Annotated in this window: 15 protein-coding genes and 1 riboswitch; of the genes, 11 read left to right on the top strand and 4 right to left on the bottom strand. The window is 43.8% G+C overall.

The window, feature by feature from the left end:
* Nucleotides 1-42: 42 nt before the first annotated feature.
* The 5 genes from dinG (at nt 43) to OCV44_RS05425 (ending at nt 4,926) form a co-directional block, all read left to right on the top strand.
* Nucleotides 43-2,118 carry an ATP-dependent DNA helicase DinG gene (gene dinG, locus OCV44_RS05445; RefSeq protein WP_139684727.1) on the top strand — a complete coding sequence of 692 codons (2,076 nt, stop codon included), beginning with the start codon at nt 43-45 and terminating at the stop codon, nt 2,116-2,118.
* 127 nt (nt 2,119-2,245) lie between these two features.
* Nucleotides 2,246-3,025 (top strand): sulfite exporter TauE/SafE family protein, encoded by a 780-nt coding sequence (locus tag OCV44_RS05440; RefSeq protein ID WP_017062114.1) that lies wholly within the window; start codon nt 2,246-2,248, stop codon nt 3,023-3,025.
* Nucleotides 3,026-3,047: 22 nt separating this feature from the next.
* Entirely contained in the window at nt 3,048-3,596 is a 549-nt protein-coding gene (locus tag OCV44_RS05435; RefSeq protein ID WP_009846329.1) for a primosomal replication protein, read from the top strand.
* Entirely contained in the window at nt 3,586-3,756 is a 171-nt protein-coding gene (gene rsmS / locus OCV44_RS05430; RefSeq protein ID WP_009846328.1) for a pleiotropic regulatory protein RsmS, read from the top strand. The genes OCV44_RS05435 and rsmS overlap by 11 nt, the downstream gene beginning before the upstream one ends.
* A gap of 36 nt (nt 3,757-3,792) precedes the next feature.
* Nucleotides 3,793-4,926: a ribosomal protein uL16 3-hydroxylase gene (locus OCV44_RS05425; protein ID WP_139684728.1), complete on the top strand. Its 1,134-nt coding sequence runs from the start codon at nt 3,793-3,795 to the stop codon at nt 4,924-4,926.
* A gap of 170 nt (nt 4,927-5,096) precedes the next feature.
* Here the strand turns inward: OCV44_RS05425 and OCV44_RS05420 are convergent, their stop codons facing one another.
* Nucleotides 5,097-7,214 carry a methyl-accepting chemotaxis protein gene (locus OCV44_RS05420; protein WP_139684729.1) on the bottom strand — a complete coding sequence of 706 codons (2,118 nt, stop codon included), beginning with the start codon at nt 7,212-7,214 and terminating at the stop codon, nt 5,097-5,099.
* A gap of 688 nt (nt 7,215-7,902) precedes the next feature.
* On the opposite strand from OCV44_RS05420, the gene emrD reads away from it, so the two are divergent.
* From emrD to OCV44_RS05390, 6 genes are all read left to right on the top strand, one after another.
* On the top strand, nt 7,903-9,108 hold the full coding sequence (gene emrD / locus OCV44_RS05415) for a multidrug efflux MFS transporter EmrD (RefSeq protein WP_139684730.1): 1,206 nt from the start codon (nt 7,903-7,905) through the stop codon (nt 9,106-9,108).
* A gap of 499 nt (nt 9,109-9,607) precedes the next feature.
* On the top strand, nt 9,608-11,698 hold the full coding sequence (locus OCV44_RS05410; RefSeq protein WP_170213719.1) for a S9 family peptidase: 2,091 nt from the start codon (nt 9,608-9,610) through the stop codon (nt 11,696-11,698).
* 168 nt (nt 11,699-11,866) lie between these two features.
* On the top strand, nt 11,867-12,673 hold the full coding sequence (xthA, locus tag OCV44_RS05405) for an exodeoxyribonuclease III (protein ID WP_139684732.1): 807 nt from the start codon (nt 11,867-11,869) through the stop codon (nt 12,671-12,673).
* Nucleotides 12,674-12,828: 155 nt separating this feature from the next.
* On the top strand, nt 12,829-14,475 hold the full coding sequence (locus OCV44_RS05400) for a type I secretion system permease/ATPase (protein WP_139684733.1): 1,647 nt from the start codon (nt 12,829-12,831) through the stop codon (nt 14,473-14,475).
* Between the two features lie 31 nt (nt 14,476-14,506).
* A complete protein-coding gene (locus OCV44_RS05395) occupies nt 14,507-15,847 on the top strand; it encodes an HlyD family type I secretion periplasmic adaptor subunit (RefSeq protein WP_139684734.1) in 1,341 nt (446 codons plus the stop codon).
* A 9-nt stretch (nt 15,848-15,856) separates the two neighbouring features.
* Nucleotides 15,857-15,932, top strand: a riboswitch (cyclic di-GMP riboswitch).
* Nucleotides 15,933-15,965: 33 nt separating this feature from the next.
* A complete protein-coding gene (locus OCV44_RS05390) occupies nt 15,966-19,067 on the top strand; it encodes a carbohydrate-binding protein (protein ID WP_139684735.1) in 3,102 nt (1,033 codons plus the stop codon).
* A gap of 120 nt (nt 19,068-19,187) precedes the next feature.
* Here OCV44_RS05390 and OCV44_RS05385 read toward each other — a convergent pair whose 3' ends face one another.
* The 3 genes from OCV44_RS05385 to OCV44_RS05375 form a co-directional block, all read right to left on the bottom strand.
* Complete coding sequence (locus OCV44_RS05385) at nt 19,188-21,920, bottom strand: ImpA family metalloprotease (protein ID WP_139684736.1); 2,733 nt, start codon at nt 21,918-21,920, stop codon at nt 19,188-19,190.
* A 198-nt stretch (nt 21,921-22,118) separates the two neighbouring features.
* Nucleotides 22,119-22,796 (bottom strand): ABC transporter permease, encoded by a 678-nt coding sequence (locus OCV44_RS05380; protein WP_139684737.1) that lies wholly within the window; start codon nt 22,794-22,796, stop codon nt 22,119-22,121.
* Between the two features lie 2 nt (nt 22,797-22,798).
* Nucleotides 22,799-23,539: an ABC transporter permease gene (locus OCV44_RS05375; RefSeq protein WP_139684738.1), complete on the bottom strand. Its 741-nt coding sequence runs from the start codon at nt 23,537-23,539 to the stop codon at nt 22,799-22,801.
* Nucleotides 23,540-23,605 lie beyond the last annotated feature (66 nt).

Genomic DNA, 23,605 nt, shown 5'->3' with positions numbered 1-23,605 from the left:
TGATATGTGCTACTATCCTCGCTCCGTTACGTAGGTCACAGTATGCTAACTACTAAAATTCAAAATTCGATTCGCACCAGTTACCAAAACCTCCAAAATCAGTTGGATAATTTTGTACCTCGACGTGCTCAAAATTACCTTGTTGCAGAAATAGCGAAGACACTTTGTGGTCAATACCACAAAAGTAACCGCATGATTGTTGCAGAGGCGGGAACCGGGATCGGGAAATCGCTGGCTTATTTAATGGCAACTATTCCTGTCGCCGTACTCAACAATCGAAAAATAGTCATTTCAACAGCGACGGTTGCGCTACAAGAACAACTCGTCAATAAAGATCTCCCTCTATATAGACGACTTACGGATAGAGAGTTTTCTTTTATCTTGGCGAAAGGAAGACAGCGTTATTGTTGTACCGAAAAGTTAGCTGCTGCGTGTGGGGTTGATGGTGGTCAAATGGCCATGTTCGAATCCAAACCAAAAAAGAAAGATATCGAACAACTACAGACTATGTACCGTAGTTTGACCCAAGGTAAATGGGATGGCGATCGTGATTCATGGCCAAAACCTATCGACAATATGATTTGGCAGATGATCGTCAGCGACAAGCACAGTTGCAACAACAGTATGCCTACGCATAGAGACTGCCCTTTCCAAAAAGCTCGCTCAGAGCTAGATAAAGCAGACGTGATTATCGCCAATCACAGTTTAGTGATGGCTGATGCTGACCTAGGCGGCGGTGTAATACTGCCTGAACCTGAAAATAGCATCTATATATTCGATGAAGCTCACCACTTACCACACGTAGCGAGAGATCACTCCTCTGCTGCCGCAAGCTTAAAAGGTGCGGCGTCGTGGTTAGAGCGTTTGAATCAATCGATCACTAAGCTTTCGGGGTTAGCAGACGAGAAACGTGTTCATCGGTTTAGAAATGAGTTGCAGGACTCAGTACAACAACTGATCCCAACTCTAAGTCAAATGAGTAAACAGTTTGACGCTAGTCACTTTGAAGATGGCTTGTATCGCTTCGAGCATGGCGACTTACCGGAATGGTTAGAAAGCGAATCGAAAGATCTCAAGCAATTAACTCAAAAGGCGAGCCAAGCCGTTGCAAAGATCGCAGACTTGATTGCAGAACGAGTTAAAGACGGAGAGCTTTCAGCAAAGCTAGCAGAGCCTGCGCTTGCAGAAATTGGCTTTTATATACAAAGAACAGAAAACCTCGCTCAAGTTTGGCGTTTGATGGCTGAACCTAAGAGAGAAAAAGGGGCGCCGTTGGCACGCTGGCTTGAATTGAGCAAAGAAAACGAAGGGGACTTTGTTGTTAATGTTTCTCCGTTAGAAGTGGGTTGGCAGTTAGACCAACAGATTTGGAGCCGTTGTGTAGGTGCAGTGTTAGTATCTGCGACCATGAGGGCGCTCAACTCTTTCAGCTTTTTTTGTCATCAATCAGGAATCAGCCAAAAAGCAGAAGATGGCGTGCAATTTCTAGCTTTGGCATCGCCGTTTGATTATCAGAACCAAGCTGAATTAGTGGTGCCTGCAATGAAGTACGAACCACAAGCACCTCAGTTTACCGAATATCTTATTGAAATATTGCCTAAGGTAATAGAAGACAACAAAGCCAATCTCGTTCTATTCTCTTCTTATTGGCAAATGAACCAAGTGGCCGAGGCTTTGGCAACAGATTTCGTTAAAAAGTCGTGGGCGTTACAGGTTCAAGGTGATACTTCACGAACTGAAATCCTAAAAAAACATAAAAAGCTAATTGACCAAGGTAAAACCAGCGTTCTCTTTGGAACGGGCAGCTTTTCTGAGGGTCTGGATCTGCCTGGCGAGCTTCTTGAAAACCTCGTTATTACCAAGATTCCTTTTGGGGTTCCTACCTCACCTGTAGAGCGGGCACATTCAGAATATATTGAATCTCGTGGCGGTAATCCTTTTATGCAGATTACTGTTCCAGAAGCGAGTAAAAAGCTTATTCAATCTGTGGGTAGATTGCTGCGTAAGGAACGAGATTCTGGTAAAGTCACGATCCTTGATAGACGCATAGTCACGAAGCGATACGGAAAGTCCCTACTCGATTCGCTACCGCCTTTTAAAAGAACAATAAAATACTAATTTTCCTACCCTCGTGGTAGTTATGGGCCTGCCATCGCTAGGCCCTTGCATTCATAACCCAACATGACTAATCCTTGATTCTTCATGTGGCTGCCCGGACAGCCGATAACGAGAACACTAGCTATTTATGGAAATGATCGAGCCAACCATGTTGGTCATACTTGCCTTGGTTGCATTTGCTGCAGGCTTTATTGATGCTGTCGCCGGTGGCGGAGGGATGTTAACAGTCCCAGCTTTGCTATCGCTTGGTTTACCACCACACATTGCACTCGGCACTAATAAGCTGGCCGCAACGTTCGCCTCATCAACAGCCGCTTTTACTTACTATCGCAAGAAGCTATTCAAACCTGAATGTTGGGTCAATGCATTCATATCGACTTTAATAGGTGCAACAATTGGCACCCTGACTGTTGATGCCATAAGCACTGAGTGGTTAGAGAAGGTATTGCCGCTAGTCATTCTAGCAGCAGCGGTCTATACCATTTTTCATAAGACTCCAGATGTGAGCCATAATGTGTCTCCTAAACCTTGTCCAGTACTTAAGAGAAAACAAAAATACCAAGGGTTCATTCTCGGTTTTTATGATGGTGTTGCTGGCCCAGGAACCGGCGCTTTTTGGACTGTGAGCTCGATGGCGCTTTATCGTCTCAATATCTTACTGGCTTCTGGTCTATCTAAAGCCATGAACTTTACCAGTAACTTTACGTCTTTGGTGACCTTCGCGATTCTTGGTCATATTGATTGGGTTCTTGGTTTAACCATGGGTCTTTGCTTGATGGCTGGTGCATTTGTTGGAGCACATTCTGCTATTCGTTTCGGCGCTACATTTATACGACCTGTTTTTGTTACTGTTGTAAGCGTACTTGCAATTAAACTGGCTTACGAAGCGTGGTTTGTAAACTTATAACCACCAGCAAACGGGAAGCAAAATGAATCATTTTTCAAAGCTCAAAAGTGTTATTGATACCTTGATTGGCCATTGCTCTCAAGTTGACAAATCGCGTGGTGCTTATCATCAAGCTTTGTTTGATCGCACTTTATTTAAGTGCAGCTCTTCTATTTTACTGCCCTACGCACTCGAAACTCAGGCAACGTACAACACTATTGTTCGAGAACAAGCGACAAATCAACTTACCGCATCTCGGGCCAACTACCTGACAGAAAAACTCACTAATCAGATAGCTGCAATCCAAAGAGAACTAGCCAACCATGATTTACGGTTAGATCGAAAAAGTAAGTCAGGGAAAAACCTTAACGACCTATACAACGAGCTCGCTCAGCACCAAGATTGGCAAAAGCGACTGGTCGATTTAGTACGAGTACGAAAGTTAGCATTTGATTCTGCGCCTCGCCACAGTAAGAAAAAAGCGGATGAGGCTTGGCAATTAGCAAAAGAACGATTAGAACGCTGTGAAGACTCAATGAAAAATATTGAGAGACTGATTAACTTAGAGAACCCCAAGCGAAATGAACACTGATAACCCATCATCACCACTGGATAATGCGCCGGAAGAAGTTAAGTTAGCTGTCGACCTGATCTATCTGCTCGAAAGCAACGAAATCGACCCAAAGGTTGCGTTAGAAGCAATTAAGATTGTCCAACAAGATTTACAAGCCAAACTAGCATCTAGCATCTAGCATCTAGCATCTAGCATAAAAACATACAGGATTCACATGTACCAACTTAGCTTTTCTATGCCCGAGTTTCTTGAAAACTACTGGCATAAAAAACCAACCATCTTGAAAGGTGGCTTCCAAAACTTCATCGACCCAATTTCGCCGGAAGAACTTGCTGGTTTATCGATGGAAGAAGAAGTGGATTCTCGCTTTGTCTCTAACCTCAACAACCAATGGACTGCAGAACATGGTCCATTCACAGAAGAGAAATTTGGCGAACTCACTGAAACACATTGGCAATTGATCGTTCAAGCAGCTAACCACTGGCATCAAGGAGCCAATCAGCTGACTGAAGCGTTCCAAGCGTTACCAAACTGGTTATTCGACGATCTAATGATCTGCTATTCAGCACCAGAAGGTGGCGTAGGCCCCCATATTGATCAATACGATGTATTCATCATTCAAGGCCAAGGTAAACGCCAGTGGAAAGTCGGCGCAAAAGATGTGGGTCAATATAAAGAGACCGTTCAAGCTTCTGCACTTCGTCAAATCGAAGGTTTTGACCCGATCATTGATGAAACTTTAGAGCCGGGCGATATCCTTTATATCCCACCAGGTTTCCCGCATGAAGGGAACACTTTAGAGCCATCAATGAGCTACTCTATTGGCTACCGCTCCCCTAAAGAACAAGAGCTTATCAGCAACTTTGCCGACTTTGTACTTGCTCATGATATGGGTGACGTTCACCTGCATGATCCAGAATTCAAAACGCAAGATGGTTACGGCAAAATTCGTTCATCGGATTTAAGCAATCTCACTGACATGTTGAAATCTGCACTAGAGCAACCTGAAAGCATCAGTGAATTCATGGGGGGCCTGCTAAGCCAATCACGCCACCAGCTAGATATCGTCGCTCCAGAGCCGTTATGGACAGAAGAAGAGATCGCCCAACACTTAGAGTCAGAAGGCGAGATCTGTCGAGTATCGGGGTTAAAGGCGCTATACCATGAGAATGAAAGCAACACAGCTTACATCAATGGGGAAGTCGTTAAAGTTGAGCAAGCTGATTCTTCGCTACTAAACGTACTGTGTGATGATTCGGTAATTAACTCAGCAACCAAACTTTCGCCTTCAGGTGTAACTGTCGTGACTGAATTGGTGAATAAAGGTTACTGGTTTATCGAAGACTAACTTGGTTAATCGGTTTCGCGGATATCAACGAGATCTAAAGCCTTAGAACCTAAGAAAAACAAAAGGGACAAATGAAATCTTCATTTGTCCCTTTTTCTATTCCAACGTTTAATAAATTTAGCTTACTAAACTGCAAACAACTAGAGCTTGAATGACTAAACCTTAAACTGCTAGACCTTGAATTGATTCACCAATTTCTGCTGCTGTTGGGACAGTTGGTCAATTTCGCTACCCACTTGTTCAGAAGCTGCGGCTTGATCCAAGATCTTCGCACTCAAATCACGGATATTAACGACACTTTGGTTCACTTCACCGGAAACCGATTGTTGCTCTTCTGCCGCTCTCACGATCTGGTTGTTCATATCACTGATAGCTTCTATAGAAGTAAAGATAGAACCCAGGTCTTCGACCGCTTTTTGAACATGTAACGCGGTGTCGTTAGCGAGAATATTACCTTCTTGTATCGCTTCAACGACATCTTGAGTGCCCGCGTGAACCTTGTCGATCACAGCTCTGATTTCACCAACCGATGACTGTGTGCGGCTTGCGAGGTTTCTTACCTCATCAGCTACGACGGCAAAACCTCGACCTTGTTCGCCAGCACGAGCCGCTTCAATCGCAGCATTCAATGCTAACAAGTTGGTTTGCTCAGAGATCCCTTCAATAACACTTAAGATCTCAGTGATGTTACCGTTATTTTTAGCCAACTCTTCAACGATAGGCACGGCGCTCGACATACGATCCACTAGCTTTCTCATCTCGCCGGCAGAAAGTTCGATAACCTGCTGGCCTTGCTGAGCAGAACGATTCGCTTCACAAGCGGCATCAACGGCTATTTCTGCGTTCTGTACCACTAATCCCGAAGTCTGAGTCATCTCTTCGGCAGCGGTCGCCACTAAATCTACTTCTTTGAATTGAGACTCACTGCTTTCACGAGTACTTGATGCAGAGGCCTTCGCTTGGCTTGTCGTGCTCGCCACCTGCTCCGTGGTCTGAATCACTTCTTTAATTGTTTGCTGCAGCTTATCTAAGAATAAATTGAATCCTTGAGACAACTGACCAATTTCATCTTGAGATTTGACGTCCAAACGCTGCGTTAAATCGCCTTCACCAGAAGCAATATCATTCAACCTCTCAACCACCTGTCGAATAGGCTTAACAATAGACAATGAAGCAAAAGCGATGATCGCTAGCCCGAAAAGAATAAAGGTAATACCCGTAATCACTTCGGTCTTAATACCTTCACTTAGTTTAGTGCTAATGATAGCGTCCAATTGATTCGCATCAGCGACTACACTCTCCCTTGGGATCTCAAACAAAACACCCCAAGTTTGATTAGCAGCGACAACAGGTGCAAATGCGAGTAACCACTCACCATCCTCACTCCATTGGGTTGTGACTTCACCACCGAAGATAAAGTCAGTCATTAAATCGCTACTTGTATTGTTACTTTGAAAACTCGAACCCACCGCAATACTTGAATCGTCCGAAGCGATAACCGAGCCGTCTAAGCTAACAACGTAAACCGCACCGACACCATCGAACAAACTCTGGTCTGATTGAGTTACAACATTGGTCAAGCCATCTAACCTTAGGTCGATACCCAAGAAACCAATCGCAATATCATCAACTATAATAGGCACTGAAATTGAAGACGTCAGTAGCGCTGTTCCGCCGCTGTTCACGACTCTTGGCGTACTAATACACGTTTGTCCAGACGACAAAGGACAGAAAAAACGTTCGCTATTACTGTTATCACTCAATGTTGATTCTGATATCACGTTCGGAAGAACATTTTCGCCATTATCTGAAACCTTCCAATAAGGAGCAAAGCGCCCTACTTCATTCGAGCCGACATAATCCGCATCGACATAATTCGCATCTTCAGCATCAAGTAAATCAGGCTTGAAGACTAAGTAAGCCCCTTGAATAGAATCAAAGTTCAAAACGGAACGGCGAACCATTTCATCTAACGCGGTACGAAGCTCTTCACTTGGGGTAAAGTTTTCATCCGCATTATTCTTTAGAAACTGAGCACTAGAGGCTAACATTTCTGCTCGATAAACAGCTTCGTCGACATAACGTTGAGTTTCTTGAGCATTGAGTTGAGAAACGGATGCCAACAACTGTTGGGTTTTATTAATCACCGATTCTGAACTTTGAGATTTTATGACCTGTTGGTTGCTCGTCGCGTTGTAGATCGAGAAACCAATGAGAGACAGTGAAGTAATGATTAAACAACAACCTGCTAAGAGGGTTATTTTCCACTGTACTGATAGAGAGCGCATTTAATATCCTTATTTAAGCCAAAAGACTTCCATAACCGTAACCATCACATTGATAGCAAACTGCTATGCACAATATGAATGAGTTAGACGAATAGCTTAGCGGATAATTACAGCACAAATTACGTGCATATAAAACGAAAGTTTACAAAAATGTTAATAAGAGGTGTGTTCTATCTATTATTTATGTGATTTCAAGAGCTTTAAGCTTGTCACACCAGTTAAATGATTAAAGCCAGAGCGCCCAACTTTCGATGCTTATGAACTAGAGTTACACCGTCAACTACCATCACTTAAGGGAATGCAGCCCTATAAATGCAACCTCGTATTTACCTCATCTTCACTCTGATATAAGTCGGTATACTTCCCTTCAGCTAGCGAAACCCTTCTATTTAATCGTCTTTGCACCGACGCTTCAGGTCACGAATAACGCAAGTTGATTCAAAGTGATTGTGATATGTCAAAGCAGCCTATTACTCCTTTTTATTTTAAAACCCCCAACATTTTCAGATTAGTTTTTTTAATCTAAGCTATAGATTTTTATCTTGATCAACTTCACGCTTTTCGATTGCCAAGTAGTCCCTCAATCTCTAATATCTCGCGCCTAGATTCCCTAGTTACTTTATTCACTTAGCTCTCCTTAATGGAGCGCTAAGACTTTTTACGTCCTAATTTTTAGAGAGATACGCAAATGTCCGCCTCGTTTCCATTAGCGAAACTTACCTTTTTAATCGCAATTCTGACTGCCGTAGGTCAAATGACTCAAACGATGTACGTGCCTTCTATCGGTCATATGGCGGGTGAGTTCTTAGTTTCGGCATCTTCACTTCAAGCGGTAATGGCGTGCTACCTGATCCCTTACGGTCTGTCGCAATTTGTCTACGGACCGCTTTCTGATCGCCTAGGTCGAAAACCCATCATCGTTGCAGGTTTGATCATCTACATCATCGGTACTTTGGTGGCATTGTTCGCTCATGAATATGAATGGTTCTTAGCGGGAAGCTTTATACAAGGTTTAGGTATCGGTTGTGGCGGTGCGATGTCTCGTACATTGACTCGCGACTGTTTTGAGGACGCAGAACTGCACCGCGCGAACAGCTTAATCAGCATGTGTGTGATTTTCTCACCATTGATGGCTCCTGTTTTAGGTGGCTACTTAACAGAAGCTTTCGGCTGGCGTTCTAGCTACTTGTTCCTTGCACTGTTTGGTATCGCAGTTGTGATCACCATGATGACGAGCATGATGGAAACTCTGCCAAAAGAGCGACGCAAACATGAATCAGTTGCAAACAGCTACAAATTCGTTTTATCTGACAAACGCTTCCAAGGTTTCTTGCTGATACTGATGGCAACATTCGCGGGCGTAGCGGTATTTGAAGCGGCAGCTGGGGTGTTACTTGGTGGCGTGCTTGGTTTACCTGCAACCACAGTAAGCTTGCTGTTTGTGTTACCCATTCCTGGTTACTTAGTCGGTGCTGGCCTATCTAGTTACATCGCACAACGTCGCACTGAGCGCCGCGCACTGAATGTTGGTCTAGTTTCTATCTTGGTTGGCTCAGCGGTGGTATTGATACCGGGTCTGTTTGGTCAAACGACAGCATTAACTCTGATTGGCGGTGCAACTATTTACTTCTTGGGCGCTGGTATATTATTCCCGGCAGCAACAACGGGAGCACTTTCGCCGTTCCCATACCACGCAGGTACTGGAGGTGCGATTTTGGGTGGTATGCAAAACTTAGGCGCTGGCATCGCTACACTATTGGCATCGTTCTTCCCAGCTCAAGATCAACTGCCACTCGGTTGCCTGATGATTGCCATGTCATTTATCGTTATGCTTGGTTTACGTTGGGTCAATCGTAAACATGACCATTCAAACGAAGTGCCATTGGCAATCTAAAGTAAAAATCTATTTATGCCCATACAAAGAAAGGGGACATACTGACAAGTGTGTCCCTTTTTTACTGCACGTTTCACCCCGCCTCACGTCTATCATCAATTTCATTTAACATTACTTTGATTTATTGAAAACAATAACAGACACTTACGTTGAAAGCGCCTATTCAGAATCCAATTATAATAATACCAATCACAGTAAGTAAGTGATCAAAAATAGCGTAGGAAAAAAGCTTGAGAACAAGGCAGCATTTTCGGTAAGTAGTTATTCTACAATCAAAAATTCTAACGAAGTTATCGAGGTTTTTAACAAGCTAGGGTGAACAGTTATTTACTACGATTGGTATAACATCACTGGAAGAACCCAAGTTCAGATTACAAAGGATGCTGGTATCAAAACAAGTAAGGTGCACACTAAGGATATACAGATGCGTTTCGCTTTAACCACATTAGCCGTATCGGTCGCACTTGTCGCCGGATGCAGCAATCAAGGAATAACAACCATGGACCACAACTCTCCATCGCAACTCGTCGCTCAGCAAACCCAAGCTCCCGTTGCTAAGAAAGTCCCTCATGCCATGACGATTCATGGTGATACCCGAATCGATGATTATTACTGGATGCGTGATGATGAGCGCCAAGACCCAGAGATCTTGCAGCATCTTGAGCAAGAGAATCAGTATGCAGAGGCTGTGCTGAAACATACAGAATCAACACAAGAACAGTTATTTGAAGAGATCAAAGGCCGAATCGCAAAAGACGACCATTCGGTTCCAGTTCGCAAAGGCAGTTACTACTACTCAAATGAAGTTACTGGTGACAATGAATATCCAGTTCACTTACGTGAAAATGACTTTTTAGGTTCAGACAAGCAAGTCATCTTAGATGTTAACGAACTAGCAAAAGAGCATGAATTTTTCAGTATTGGTGGCTTAACGATCAGCCCAAGCGAAAACTTGTTGGCCTATGGCGAAGACACGCTGAGCCGCCGCATTTACACAATCAAGATTAAAGACCTCACGACAGGTGATTATCTAAAAGATGAAATTGAAGGTGCTTCAAGCGCTATTGCGTGGCAAAACGACAACCAAGCCTTCTACTACATCAAAAAAGATTCGCAAACATTATTGGGTTACCAAGTTTTACGACATGTATTGGGCACTCCTCAGACAAGCGATGAGCTAATCTACGAAGAAACCGACAGCGCTTACTACACCTCCTTGAGTAAAAGCAAAGATGGTGAGCAGGTCTACATTTGGCATTCAAGTACAGAAACCAGCGGTGTTTCCGTCATCGATGCCAACACCCCGAACGCTAAAGCTGAACCTTTCTACCCACGAGAAACGGGCATTGAGTACAGCATCGCTAAGCTAGGTGATTGGTACTACATCTACACCAACTACCAAGCGGTCAACTTCCGTTTAATGAAAGTCACAGCCGAAGAGATGCATGACCGCTCAAAATGGGTCGATGTCATTGCTGCTGACGATAACACTCAACTTGTTGATTTCGAGTTGTTTGATGACCATCTTGTTTACGAGCAACGTGCAAATGGCTTGTCTACAGTGACAGTTCGCCAACTCTCAACAGGCAACGAGTTCCCACTGGAATTTAACGACACCGCTTTTGCCGCTTACCTAACAAGTAACTATGAATTAGATAATTCAAAAGTTCGTGTCTATTACAGCAGCTTAACCACGCCTGGCACTTACTATGATTTCGACCTAAGTTCCGGTGAATCCGAGATAATGAAGCAAACACCCGTATTAGGTGATTTCAAAGCGGATAACTACCAGTCAGAGCGAATCATGGTAACGGCTCGCGATGGCAAGCAAGTACCCGTATCTCTGGTTTATCGCAAAGACTTATTCAAGAAAGACGGAACGAACCCTATTTATCAATACGGCTACGGTTCTTACGGTCACACCATCGAACCAACCTTCGGTTCGGCTCGTCTAAGCTTACTTGATCGCGGTTTCGTTTTTGCTATCGCACATATCCGCGGTTCAGAAATGCTTGGTCGCCCTTGGTACGAGGACGGCAAAAAGCTGACCAAGCAAAACACGTTCAACGATTTTATCGATGTGACCAAAGAGCTTGTTGAAGAAGGCTACGGCGCACAAGATAAAGTGTTCGCCGTTGGTGGTTCTGCTGGCGGTCTATTGATGGGCGCAATCATCAACCAAGCACCAGAACTGTACCGTGGCATTGGAGCACATGTTCCATTCGTTGATGTCGTCACAACCATGCTTGATGAATCGATTCCTCTCACCACCAACGAATATGATGAATGGGGCAACCCGAACAATAAAACCTACTACGATTACATGCTAGGTTATTCGCCATACGACAATGTGAAAGTTCAAAGCTACCCGAACATGTTAGTCACAACCGGCCTACATGACTCACAAGTACAATACTTTGAGCCAATGAAGTGGGTGGCGAAACTGCGTGAGATGAAAATAGACAATAACGTGCTGCTGTTCAAAACCGATATGGAAGCTGGTCACGGCGGCGCTTCTGGTCGATTCAAACGATTGAAAGAAGACGCACTTGAATACGCTTTCTTTTTGGACTTGCTAAAGACTCAATAGATTCTACGTAAAGTGAGTATTCACACCATTTTGTCGCCATTTAGGGGCGACAAAATGGCGACAGACATTATTAAGCATGGTTAAATACCATTAATCATGAAATCCACCAAATCAACAAGCCCTTGAAAAACAAGCAATCATAAGGGTTTACGAGAGGTATAAAAACAAATGAAAGTAATTAGCTTCAACATCAATGGCCTTAGAGCCCGCCTTCACCAACTGCAGGCCATTATCGATAAGCACCAACCTGATGTGATTGGCTTACAAGAGATCAAAGTGCACGATGAAGCCTTCCCACTAGCCGATGTTGAAGCAATGGGTTACAAGGTTTACTTCCATGGTCAAAAGGCGCACTACGGTGTGGCTATGCTTTGTAAGCAAGAGCCAATTTCGGTACAGAAAGGTTTTCCTACAGACAACGAAGACCATCAAAAGCGTATGATCATGGCGACGTTTGAAGATGAAAACGGTGAGAAGGTCACTGTGCTAAATGGTTACTTCCCTCAAGGGGACAACATTAAGCATGAAACCAAATACCCGTACAAGCGCCAGTTCTACAAAGACTTAATGACGTACCTTAACGATTACCACAACAAAGATGAACAAGTGATCGTAATGGGCGACATTAATATCAGCCCTACCGATATTGATATCGGCATTGGTGAACCTAATGCGAAACGTTGGTTGAAAACCGGTAAATGTTCTTTCCAACCAGAAGAACGCGAATGGTTGAAAACATTGATGGATTGGGGCTTTGCGGACAGCTTCCGTTTACTACACCCTGAAGTGAACGATCAATACTCATGGTTTGATTACCGCTCAAAAGGCTTCGTGGACAACCGCGGCCTGCGCATTGATGTGGTACTTGCGACTCAGAAGCTTGCTGATAAGTGTACTGAAGCAGGTATCGACTACGAGCTACGCGGCATTGAAAAACCGTCAGATCACGCTCCGATTTGGTCGACGTTTAAATAACATCTAAATTAAATTTCAAATAAAAATGCACAAGCGTTTGTTTAGCTTGTGCATTTTTTTCATCTAATCTAAATCCACTCAGAAAGTTGGAGATAGTTCACATTCTCGCCATTGCCCATCTATACTATTTTGATAATCAATGAAGAGAGTTTTGTATGGACGCAAAGCCTTGGGGCGGTATAAATCCAATTAATCTGCGTAGTTTGCTTCCGATGATGGTGGTGAGTGGAGCGATCAGTGTATTAATGTTAGTGGTACCACTATTCAGCCTTCAAGTGTTCGACCGAGTACTCTCAAGTCAAAGTTTAGATACGCTCCTATTTTTGGCCTTCATTGCTGTGTTCCTGCTCACAGCCCAAGCATTCCTTGACGCATCTAGAGCTAAATACGCGCAAAAAAAAGCGATAAAGTTTGAATTCATCGCGGCTCAGCAGCTCTTTGAGCAAACCTCCTTCTCATCGAAATCAAAAGAAAAGCATTTATTCAATGATATTAGTGAGGTTAAAAGTCTGCTCTCTTCTCCTGCCTACTTTGTCATGTTTGACCTGCCATTCACTCCCCTATTTCTTATTATTATGTTTGCGATTCACCCATATATAGGATTAGTCGGTGTGGGAGCCGTTGTATTTATTCTCCTGACAACATTGCTTTCTCATTGGGTTAAATCTAAGCATTTTAAAACCACTTACTTAAGCCAGTTAGCAACACAAAGAAAAAACGACGAGTGCTTTCAAAAACACGCCACAATATTTAGCCAACATCAACAGCAAGGTTTAAGTCAAACCTACCAAGAAATATTGGCGGAAAAGAGTTGGTCCCGAAACCATTTAGATCAAGCCACCTGCTCACTAAGTGCATTTTCTCGTTACATACGTATGGTTCTTCAACTCATCATCATGGCTGTCGGAGCTAGCCTAGTCATTCAAAATGCCATGTCTGCCGGTGGCATGATTGCGGGTTCGATCTTAATGGCGCGAGCACTCCAACCAATTGAGATGCTTTCTAGTGGTATTCAAGCATGGAAAACTGGTTTGGATGCAAACAAACGCTTAGCTAAGGAGTTTACATCCCATACTAAACATACCGAGCGAACAGAATTAGACACCATCAAAGGTGACTTAGTCATCGACAACGTCACATGGTTCGCCTCTGAAAACATCAACAAGCCAACCCTAAATGGTTTGAAGCTGAGACTGGAATCTGGAAATCGAGTCGCACTGATTGGCCCTAGCGGATCAGGCAAGTCTTCCATTTGTAAAATGATCACTAATGGCATATCGCCCTCAAAAGGTGGGATTTCTATTGATGGACTCAATGTCGAGTTATGGAATCAAAATCAGTTCAAGCACGCGGTCGGTTATGTTCCTCAGCACATCGATTTTTTGCATGGCACCGTAAAACAGAATATTGCTCGATTTGATTCCAATGTTACAGATAGCCAAATTGTAAGATCCGCAATTCAAGCCGGTGTTCACGACACTATTGTCGCCTTACCGAATGGGTATGAAACTGTTATCGGTTCTTTTGGACATCAGTTATCTGGTGGACAAGCTCAGAAGCTAGCAATAGCAAGAGCATTGGTTTTCTCTCCGAAACTACTCGTGCTTGATGAGCCCGATTCACATCTGGATCGTGAAGGTGAAGAGTTTCTTGTTTCGCTATTGCAACTTGCGAAGGAGAAATCCATTTCTGTCGTGATGGTAACTCATAACCCAAGCCTACTCAGACATGTCGATTGGGTTGTTGAATTAAAAAATGGTCAGATAACACAAGCAGGCGAAGCGAATAAAGTCGTCCGGTAGCTCTTTAACGTCACCTCACCGGAGGTGTCGAATGGCTAGCATTAATCATGACGACAAAGGCATTCACTTTGACGATGGTAGAAAACTGATCTTTTCTACATTCAAAATACAGATGTTCATCTGGATAGTTCTTGTGACTACTCTAGGAGGCTTTGCCGCTTGGGCTTACTTAACTCCGCTGTCTTCTGCCGCCATCGCACCTGGCGTGATCATAGTAGAATCAAAGCGAAAACCCATTCAACATTTAGAAGGCGGGATTGTAGAAAGCGTTCATGTTTCTGACGGTGATCATGTTCAAAAAGGCGACCTGCTCATCACGTTAAGTCACACACAAGCCCGAGCTTCACTTCTCAGATTAAAAGCTCAATGGCAAAGTGATTTAGCTCGGCTGAACCGCCTACAGTCAGAGCTAGCTAGCCATCAAGAAATTCAATTCGACATGAGATTACTCTCTCTCAATTCCGACCCAAACGTATCAAGCCTGCTCGACACACAAAGTAAGCTTTTTAGTAAAAGACAGTCGTTAAAATCTGGTGAGTCCGATGTGTTACAACAAAAAGTGGAGCAATCAAAGCTCGACCTACAAGGGTTCCAACAGCGATTTTTAGCAGGAAAAAGAAGTCTGAAATATTTAGAAGAGCAAGTGCAAATGCACCAAGATTTACTGGTTTCAGGTAATACATCCAAATCTCGCCTATTAGATTTGCAGCGTGAGCGTTCTCAATTACAAGGCGATGTCGCCGATCTCAAGGCAAGAATTGGTCGTTCAAAGCGCATCATCGCCGAAGCGAAATTAGAACTGATCAACGCCGATTATACTTACGCTAAAACGCTCGGTGAAGAGATTCAAGACTTAGAACGAAAACTAAATGAAACCAGAGAAGCTATGGTCAACGCTCAAGATATTCTTACACGCGTGGAAATAAGAGCACCTCAAAGCGGTGTGGTCGTTGGACTTAATGTAGTGTCCGAAAATGCCATCGTTCCACCAGGCGAAACCTTAATGGAATTGGTTCCCCAAAATGACGAGTTGATTGTAGAGGCGTTAGTGAAGCCAGAAGATATTGAAGCCTTACGAATTGGCTTAGATACTCAAGTAAGGCTTACCGCATACAGTTTTCGTAAAACTCCACCGATTCGTGGAAAATTAGTCCATATTTCGGCTGACCGCATTAGCGATCAAGCCACAGGTTCTTCTGCTTACCTAGCCAGAGTATCGTTAGATAAATCAGAGCTAGAGGCATTAGAAAGTATCTCATTGTATCCGGGCATGCCCGCCGAGGTGATGATCTTACTAGAACAGCAAACACCTCTAGAGTACCTACTCAACCCACTATCCGTTAGTGCCTATAAAGCAATGAGAGAAATTTAACCAAGTACAAGAAGACAAAGCCAAACCTACTGTGAAGTAGGGACGGAAAGCGACAGATCTCTCGCGAGATGGCTGAGCTGCCTCTTATATCAAACCGATATATCAGAGGATGATAGCAATGGCTATTCAATTAACAAGCAATGTAACAGGGACATTAGCCGAAGAAGCCGGGAATAAGGTTACGGTTCCAAATCAAGACCAATCCCAGAACGGTACAGATAATCCTATTATTCTTGGTGATGGCAATCATAATGCCATTAGAGCAGGGAAAGGAGATGATATTGTCAAAGCTAAAGACGGTGATGATTTTATCGCTTCTGGCCGTGGTTCAGATGCGATATTCGCCGGTGATGGCAACGATGTTGTTGAATCTTGGAATCACACCATTAACGCAAAAGACGAAGCTGGCACACTCAGCATACCTCAATCAGTTCGAGATAAAGACTCTGATATTATTAGTAATATCGATGATGTGATAGTCGCAGGCTCCGGTAATGATTACGTTGAAGGCGGTGGTAATAACGATGTTATCTATGGGGACAGAGGAGCTAAAGTCGCTGGGGACAACCTCATCACCAATAGTACCTTCCAAGTAGACCAGGGAGACACCAATGCGGGCGGCCCTGGGTTAGGTGGAAGTTGGGGGACCTACTCTTCACTCAATGGCTGGGAAGCAGACAACGACAATGATGGCGTCGATGGCACCCCCGAAGGGTTAATGGAAGTTCAATTCCAAAGTGTTGGCGGCGCTCCAGCTGGCGACCACCCTACAAGCAATGTACTTGAGCTTGATTCTCACAATCACAATGGTATTGGTAGCGACCAAACGAATACGACGGCTTCTACCGTTTTCACTGTTGAACCCGACGCAATTGGCCGTGGCGGTACATTCCAGTTAACTTTTGAATACGCGAATAGACATAAAGGCAGTGAAACTGATACTAGCCCTTTTCAAGTTCTGGTTGATGGTGAAGTTGTGGCAGAATTCGATAACAACGGAACCGGTAATGAACATCAATGGTATACCGCAAAACTCAACGTCGATCTGATGCCCGGAGATCACACCCTTTCTTTCAGAGCGACAGAAACAGACACTAGCGAAGATACGTACGGTGCTCTCATCGCCAATGTTGAAATGTATCAATACGAGGCTAACGACTTCTTAGTTGGTGATGGTACACCTCGTGACACAAATGGTAATTGGGATGAAACTTCCGTTTCTGGAGACGACTTGATTCGTGGAGGTAAAGGCGACGACATCATTATTGGTGATAACTTTAACCCTCTTTATTACGACGAGCAGCAAGGCGAATTCTTCCTCGATTTTGATAACACCTATAGTGATGACGAAGACAACTCCGTGGTACTAGACAGCGAAACAAACCTTTCAGCTTATGGCCCAGATGGCAGCGAAGCTGATGTCTCCGTATCTAATGGAGGAGTGAGTTCTGGAGGCTCAGGTTATGGTGTAACTGGCGTCGCTGAAAGTGGTGTCAGTGCTCAAATAGGGCTCTCATATAATCAAGACGGAACAACAAACGGCTCTGAAATGTTGTCTGTATCCCTTGATGAACACACAATGGCAGCAAAAGTTGGCATCTCCAACTTGTATCTAAATGAAGGTGGTAGTGGAGTCCATGAAACAGGACATTGGGCCGCTTATCGTGAAGGTATCCTTGTTGCTGAAGGCGACTTTACAGCTAACGACTTAGTGAAAGATGACTTTTCTGAAAGTACATCGAATAATAACGGTTTTCTTATAATTTCACCTGTAGATACAGGTTTTAAAGCATTTGATGAAGTCCAATTCACGGCTGTCGGTGAAGCTTTCGATAAAAATAGTAACAACACCGCTGACGATTCCAGTGATTACTTTATTACCTCTATCGACTCTTTAGAACTAAGTGGCGATGGTACCGATTACCTCGTTGGTGGTCACGGTAATGATGTAATTTTGGGTGGTCACAATAGCAATGGCTCACTCATCTTAAATGATGACGGTACTTATTCACTCAACGACTACTCAGGAACTCTCTCAATCACTTTGGAAAGCTCAGAGGCTGGCTACAATAACTCATACGGTTATTATACTGTCGATGACCAAGGCGGTGTAAATATCGATGTTGTGTGGGGAGATGTTCACGCAGCATTAGATAATGCCGGTCAAGAGAAACCGAGCTTTGAAGTCTCAGTCGACGACAGCATCGAAACGCTTGGTTTCTTTATTGTCCCAGATGGTGGTGATAAAGGCGTGACCGACGGCAGTAGTCTTTCTTTTAACATTGAAGATCTCCAAGCTAATTCTGTAACACAAACAGACGACGCCCAAAGCCTCGCTGTTGTAGCCGGTGAAAACCTTCAATCTGTTGTTTTCAACCTACAGTCTGATACACCTCCAGGCTATAGCGGTGTTGCTGGTGAAGGTAATCAACACTTTAACGATAACCCTGGTAGTGGCGACAGTGATTTTGATGACGTTGTTACCACCGTAGGGCTAGAAGCTGATGTAGAAACACTACTCGGTGGTAAAGGTGATGACTGGTTAGACGGTGGCGCGGACAACGACCTGATTAAAGGCGGAAAAGGTGACGACACACTAATTGGTGGTAGTGGTGACGACGTCTTAAAAGGCGGAAAAGGTGATGATGTTCTTGCCGGTGGTGAAGGTGAAGATACCTTAAAAGGTGGTAAAGGCGATGACATTATTGATGGCGGAGAAGGCAGTGACATCATAAAAGCTGGCGCCGGTAATGATACCGTTATTTATGACGCTAACGACACCTTGATACATGGTGGAAAAGGTTTTGATGTCCTTGTCGCCAATGACCCAGATGGTGTCGATATCGATATGTCGAAGAGTTCAAACATCAATGGGTTTGAAGCCGTCATAGGGGGAGATTCAGCTAATGACAAACTGACTATTTCTCTTGGTAAAACCTTCAATCAAAATCACGACCTTGACGGAAACAAAGCGAAAAATGACGACCAAGTGGCCGAGTTTTTCGCTTTAGGTATTGAAGAGATAGACGCAAGCCACCTTCAAGGCTTCCAATACCAAGCCGCCACACCAGTAACGCTAGACCAAGACATGCAAGATAAGCTAGGACTGGATGGGAGTGAAATTATTACCGCTTACAGCTTCACCAAAGGAGGCAAGGAAGTCATCATCTACACTGACGCATCCTTTGACGGTGATTTCACAGGGGTGAATGAGGTGTAGTTATCTCGAAATGTAAGTCACCCATAAACTAAACAAGAGAGCCTATTAGTTATGTAATAGGTTCTCTTTCATTTCAAGGTTGAATACAATGTTTGGCTAGAGCCACTTCACTTTATCGATTTAAAGCGGCCAAGCGGTCGTGCCGTCAACATCTAACGGCGTCTTAGCAAATTCATCTAAGCAATAGCCTTGATTAGATGATGCAAAATATGTCAAAGGCATGTTACTTAGGCTAAGCGCTGTGACTTGTTGCTTCGCTTTATCACTGAAACTGAATCCCCACATATCTAAGTATTGCGTCATATTCCTTTCAGCAACGTAGCTTAATGCGATAAGTAACCAGTCATTGTTAGTGATGCCTTCGGCTTCTTGTTGGGTGTAATCTGAAAAGCCAATCGAGCCTTTACCGTTATTCCAAAGAGTATCACTGGCTTTCAAGCGATTAAATTCGCGTTCAATCAAGTGTAAACGCCCTAGTAAATGCCAACCCGAATTCAATACACCTTGCTGCTCCGTTAACATCATCATTTGAATGAAAACACGAGCGCCCCAACTCCAACCGGTTTGATTTTGAGCCGCCATAAAAGCGTTTGGATCTGGTTGAGTTCGGCTCTGCTGTAACAGTTGATACTGCCCTTTAAAGTCTAAGCTTTGGCAAGACGATACCTTTGCCGTATCTTTGTAATACTTTGATTTACTAAAATACGAATAGTAGTTGGTTGTCGAGTGACCTTCCCATCCAGCGAATCTAAAACGTCCTCTTTCCAGTCCATGACCAAGCTCGTGCAAATCACCATGCCCTAGAGGATGAAAAGACCAATAAGCATCGTAAGGATTCCCTGAACAGCCATAACCACACGTCGCTTGATCGGCGTTCATGTGTTTCACAATATCAATGTTCGCAATTTCCCAACCCTTTGCCTCTCCGTATTGATGAATTTCAGCAATTTCATCAATACCTGGCCCTTTAAAACCCGCAAGTGCATGGGGAAGGTTGTGTACGTAACGTTCCGTAGCGAGCGCCATATCATGCGGCTGAGCCCAATCAGAAGCACCAATAGACTCTTTCATCTTGTCGAGTTTAGAGTGAACTTCAAATCCGGGAGTGACCAATTCAGCCCAATCAAAATTGCCTTCTTCAAGCTGCGCGACAAAGCTATCATTGTCGGCTTTACTTCGCCAAACAGGATGTTGGGCAACATTTTCAAAACGCAGCTCTACATCTATATCATTGGTATCAAAATGAACTTGTAGTGTCCCACCATAAGCAGAAGTCAGATATATCGTTTCTCCATGCTTTACGGGGTAAGTTACCGAGGTCAAAAATTTCGGCCTTGCATAGCCATCTTTACCCGAAAACTCATGAGTCGCGCCGCTACGTAGTGTATTAAGGGCAATCGACGTTGCCACTTTATTATTATCTAAACGCGTCACTTTGATCGTCTTACCCGGTAAGGCATATACACCCGCTGCACGGAAGTTTCGCTTTGACTCTAAAGTAATATTCTTGGTGATGAGAGGGACATTCTTAAAGTTCTTGGTGCTGAAGTTCCCTAAACTCGGCTGTGCTGCGTTATGTTGTCGAGTGTTGTATGTCGCGTAATCACTGTAATACGATCGAAGAAAGTCGATTCTATCTGTTACGTCTTTACCCATTGGGTACTTAACGTCTTGTCGGTAGCGATCAGCAAGTAGCAGTAACAGCTTTTCATATTCGTAGTTCTTGGATGCAAAGAGATCAATTTTTTTGCTATCAAGCGTCGTTAGGTGTGAACGAATACTGTTCGCGGCCTTATAGAACTCTTCATCCATGTTGGACTCATCTGGGCAAGATTTGTCATCACATAAATTCAAGTCAACAGTGAAACTATCGAGTTTCAGGCGCTGTAAAAGTGCTTGTTGTTTGACGATATTATCTGGCATGCGATCAATCAGTTGCGTTGAATCCCAATTTGACAGCCCTAGCCTGCGCCAATAGTTATCACCAACATACGTCATGTGCATTTCTGCAAATAGCGCGTTGCCTAAGTCCGTCATACCGCCATCGAGATGCAAGTACAGCACGGGGATTTTTTTATTGAACGCCAAGCGCAACCCCGTCATCACATCGTTAATCTCGTCACCATCATTTAACTTTTGAGACAGAATCAATAAATCAGGGTTATTCTTTTCAATACATTGGCTTAATTTGCTGCCGTCACACGCGTTGTCATCATTGATAACCATCGAAGGATTGATGTTACTCGTTAGCCAGCTTCGCGTTGCTTTGTCATCGGGGAAATAATACGACTGATCCATCTGAGCTAAGACAACATTCTTGGGTGAATTTGTGCCTGACGTCCAACCCACCAAGTTTTTCAACCACACTTCCATTTCTGCGTTGACTGAATCCGTTGAACCTTGCTTAGTTCGAAATGGGTTACTTGCTAACGCAGCATAACGGCTACCACTCGATGTATAACCTGCAATACCAATCGCTAGCTCTTGGTCAGTATATCCATTCTGCATCGCTTTATTGGTTTTTAGAATGACATCGTTGAAGCCGTATGTGGGTAATATTATCGCGGCGTCGTGTGTTGGGTCCCAATGAAGATTGCGCAGCGGCGTACCGTCTGAATGTTTAGACAGAGACTGTTTAATTTGACTGTAATCGGATTTGTATTGGGTAACGAGCGCTTGGCTAGCGTCAATAAACTCATTGGCATTAGATACAAGGGATGCATCTCCAGATTCAAGCGCTTTTTGGACCGCCGTTTTACTCGGAGCTTGAGCGGAATCACTAGAACCACCACATGCAGAAAGTAGTAGAGACGACGGCAAAATTAGACACAAAGATAAGATGTTTTCTTTCATTGTTATACGACACTCAAAAAAATTAGAGCAAGTGTATCTATGGGTTTGATGAAGTCAATTGATTCAAGTAATGGGTTCGTAATTTGTGAGTGAATTTAACAGATACCGCTTAAACTTCTTGGAACCCGAACAATTGAATTGAAATTAAAAACGGCGCTACAAGAGCGCCGTTTATCTAAGAAAATCTGTATCGTAGAGTTAACTTAGCGGCCTTAGGTAAGCAAGGAAACGCTTCTCTGCGAATTTAAAAATCGCAATGATGATAAACGTTAGTGCCATGTAGAACAGACCTGCCGTTAGGAAAGACTCGAATGGAGCGTAGTAACGTGAGTTAACCAAACGTGCTGCACCCGTTAAATCCATAATCGTTACGATACCTGCAACGGCTGAGCCGTGAAGCATGAAGATAACTTCGTTACTGTAAGCCGGTAATGCACGACGTAGAGCACTTGGCAAAATGATGCGGCGGTAAGTCTTGGGTGTACTCATGCCGTACGCTTTTGCTGCTTCAACTTCACCTTTCGGTAAGCCGTTAATCGCACCGCGAATGATTTCAGCTGTGTATGCCGATGTGTTAAGGATGAATGCCACCAAAGCACAAAACCATGCATTTTCCCATAGTGTATCTTTTACAGGGAAGAATTGGTCCATTCCGTAGTAAATCAGGTACAACTGCACCAATAATGGCGTACCACGGAAGAAATAGATGAACGACCAAGCAGGAGCGTTAATCAGCATATTCGGGCTATTGCGAGAGATAGCTAATGGTATGGCTACGAATAAGCCAATAATCAAAGCGACACACACCATCCAAGCCGTTGTCCATAAACCATCAAGGTAAATCGGCAGGCTTTCAATTATCAATGAAAAGTCCATAACTACCTCGCGTGGATACTGAATTTACGTTCAACCAGCTTAAGTAAGCCCGTCGAAACACTGGTGAAGAATAAGAAGATAATCGCTACTGTCATATAGAAGGTAAATGGCATTTTGGTTGAACCTGCCGCTAATGCGCTAACACGTACCATGTCTTCTAGGCCAATAATCGAAACCAGCGCGGTAGTTTTAAGTAAAACCAGCCAGTTGTTACCAAAACCCGGCAGTGCGTGACGAATCATTTGCGGTAATAGAATACGACGGAACGCCAAAACGGGGCCCATGCCATAGGCCTTTGCTGCTTCCATTTCACCGCTGTCAACCGCCATGATTGCACCACGGAAAGTTTCGGCCATGTAAGCGCCAAAGATGAAGCCAATGGTTAAGACACCAGCAATAAATGGGCTAACATCAATATAATCAGGTAAGTAAGAGGTCCATTCGTGGTTAGGGTCACTTGATGTGAACCACTCATTGAGCCACTCATTGATGGAATACAAACTGTTGTTTAAAAGGATTTGTCCACCAAAGAAAATCAGCATCATCAAGACGAGATCGGGAATGCCTCGAATAACGGTTGTGTAGAGGGTTGCAATAGCACGAGCCCAGCGGTAAGGCGCTAGTTTTGCTAAGGCACCTAGCATACCAAGAACCATAGCTAAAATTAGCGACAGTAAGGCAACTTCGATCGTAAGCACCGCCCCTTTCAGGATCGACGCTTCATATCCTTGTAAATCAAACATAATGAATTCCAACAGAACTGCGAAAAAGTTGGTAAGACAGGGAGAGGTGAGCCTCTCCCTTAAGAA

Origin of the sequence: Vibrio tasmaniensis, from assembly GCF_024347635.1 — a bacterium.
Lineage (GTDB): Bacteria > Pseudomonadota > Gammaproteobacteria > Enterobacterales > Vibrionaceae > Vibrio > Vibrio tasmaniensis.
Note: the sequence above shows the minus strand (reverse complement) of the source record. Positions and strands in the feature narration are given on the sequence as shown.

Excerpts from the sequence above, each read along its gene's own strand:
- OCV44_RS05375 (WP_139684738.1), bottom strand. The coding sequence starts at position 23,539 with ATGTTTGATTTACAAGGATATGAAGCGTCGATCCTGAAAGGGGCGGTG.
- dinG (WP_139684727.1), top strand. The coding sequence starts at position 43 with ATGCTAACTACTAAAATTCAAAATTCGATTCGCACCAGTTACCAAAAC.
- emrD (WP_139684730.1), top strand. The coding sequence starts at position 7,903 with ATGTCCGCCTCGTTTCCATTAGCGAAACTTACCTTTTTAATCGCAATT.
- OCV44_RS05400 (WP_139684733.1), top strand. The coding sequence starts at position 12,829 with ATGGACGCAAAGCCTTGGGGCGGTATAAATCCAATTAATCTGCGTAGT.
- rsmS (WP_009846328.1), top strand. The coding sequence starts at position 3,586 with ATGAACACTGATAACCCATCATCACCACTGGATAATGCGCCGGAAGAA.
- xthA (WP_139684732.1), top strand. The coding sequence starts at position 11,867 with ATGAAAGTAATTAGCTTCAACATCAATGGCCTTAGAGCCCGCCTTCAC.
- OCV44_RS05425 (WP_139684728.1), top strand. The coding sequence starts at position 3,793 with ATGTACCAACTTAGCTTTTCTATGCCCGAGTTTCTTGAAAACTACTGG.
- OCV44_RS05380 (WP_139684737.1), bottom strand. The coding sequence starts at position 22,796 with ATGGACTTTTCATTGATAATTGAAAGCCTGCCGATTTACCTTGATGGT.
- OCV44_RS05420 (WP_139684729.1), bottom strand. The coding sequence starts at position 7,214 with ATGCGCTCTCTATCAGTACAGTGGAAAATAACCCTCTTAGCAGGTTGT.
- OCV44_RS05385 (WP_139684736.1), bottom strand. The coding sequence starts at position 21,920 with ATGAAAGAAAACATCTTATCTTTGTGTCTAATTTTGCCGTCGTCTCTA.
- OCV44_RS05390 (WP_139684735.1), top strand. The coding sequence starts at position 15,966 with ATGGCTATTCAATTAACAAGCAATGTAACAGGGACATTAGCCGAAGAA.
- OCV44_RS05395 (WP_139684734.1), top strand. The coding sequence starts at position 14,507 with ATGGCTAGCATTAATCATGACGACAAAGGCATTCACTTTGACGATGGT.
- OCV44_RS05440 (WP_017062114.1), top strand. The coding sequence starts at position 2,246 with ATGGAAATGATCGAGCCAACCATGTTGGTCATACTTGCCTTGGTTGCA.
- OCV44_RS05410 (WP_170213719.1), top strand. The coding sequence starts at position 9,608 with ATGGACCACAACTCTCCATCGCAACTCGTCGCTCAGCAAACCCAAGCT.
- OCV44_RS05435 (WP_009846329.1), top strand. The coding sequence starts at position 3,048 with ATGAATCATTTTTCAAAGCTCAAAAGTGTTATTGATACCTTGATTGGC.